The 1351-nt window shown below is 50.8% G+C and carries 1 pseudogene; it reads left to right on the top strand.

Annotation, left to right across the window (positions count from 1 at the left end):
- Positions 1-1351 (top strand): annotated as a pseudogene (locus QD357_RS32295) (hypothetical protein); the annotation flags it as partial.

Consider the following 1351-nt stretch of genomic DNA (forward strand, 5'->3'; position numbering starts at 1 on the left):
ATGGCCAGGGTTTGTAGCCGCCGCAGTTGCGGGTCCACAGAACGCGGTTCATGTTGCACGCCTGATCGCGCATCTGCCTGCGAAAGTGCTCGAAACGCTGCCTCGTAAAACTACCGAAATCTCTGACTATTTKGCTTCGAACCTTGCTTCGGTTCTCGCTCTCCAAGTCGATTTCGAACCGAGCCKATTKGCCGTCTTTCAGTTTGAGACCGAAGATCTTGGCAGCGTTGGACCCTATCCGGCGGYCGTCCGAGTGTTGAGCGATCACGGCCTTTACACGATCACCGCGGAGAACGTCGGTTTCATATTTCGTAACGTATTGGGATCCGGCAGTACGGCGGACTTGGAGATCAAGCACTACTCAACCGTCTTGCGGGAGGGATACGCTCCGTTGATCGACAAGGTCCATAGTGATTTTGACCGCTACCTCAAAGGCGTACTTCTTCGGCCAAGCAACTCGGAGGAGGATGTTTTAGTGATCCTAGATGTGCTTAACCACGAAGAAATAGGATCGGAGTTTTTGGCGCAGTTCCTTGAGCAGCAGCGAGCGAAGCTACCGACGCTAGAGCGGGTCCCGAGCCGACTTCGATCTGCCGTATTCCTTTTATCAAGAATCKAACCATCTTGGGAAAACTGCTTAACTTTTCTATCAAGCGAAGAATTCGATGCTCAAATACTCACTGCCTACCTGKAGAGGACCGAAGTCAGGTCGATATTGTCGCAGGTACCTGTCGGTGGAKAGAATGAAGCTCGTCCCGTTCGTCTCTTCCTGTTCAATAACGATGATTTCGACATCGACTCCTATCGAGCCTATATCCGAAGACTTCCAAGGAAATTCGACCAATTCTCCGAKACTGTTCGTGAAGAAAAGCTGCGTGTTMTCGTTGAAGAGGAGGCCGTCACMTTCTCTGAAAAAGCATTTTCATTTMTTGCTGGAAAGGAAGCGCTACAGGTTCTATTMGTGGCGAAGAATATCGACAGCTTCCTGGCCAATGAAGACAAATATTCGGTAAACGATGATTTCCGTGAGAAACTCCTCGATTCAGGTATTGGTGATGAGCAGAAGCTCAAAGTCATCCACAAAATGGACCTGACCGCACTAGGCGTCTCGGCACATCGTGCTTCACTMGTCGGCCGTATTATACATCGCACAGACGCAAATGTGAGCAACCTGCCGGCAGAAGCTGCTTGCGCGATGGTCGTAAACCTTGAGCCCGTCGAGATCCAAGTCGCAATGTTCAATAGATGCCAAAAGCTGATGTCTGACGAGCAGGTCAGAGCCGTGATCCAGCAGTTGCCGAAGCCATATTCGGAAATCGAGCCAGGCTGGCGACAGCCGACAATACCAAAC

Source organism: Rhizobium sp. BR 317 (assembly GCF_047445835.1).
Classification (GTDB): Bacteria; Pseudomonadota; Alphaproteobacteria; order Rhizobiales; family Rhizobiaceae; genus Rhizobium; species Rhizobium paranaense.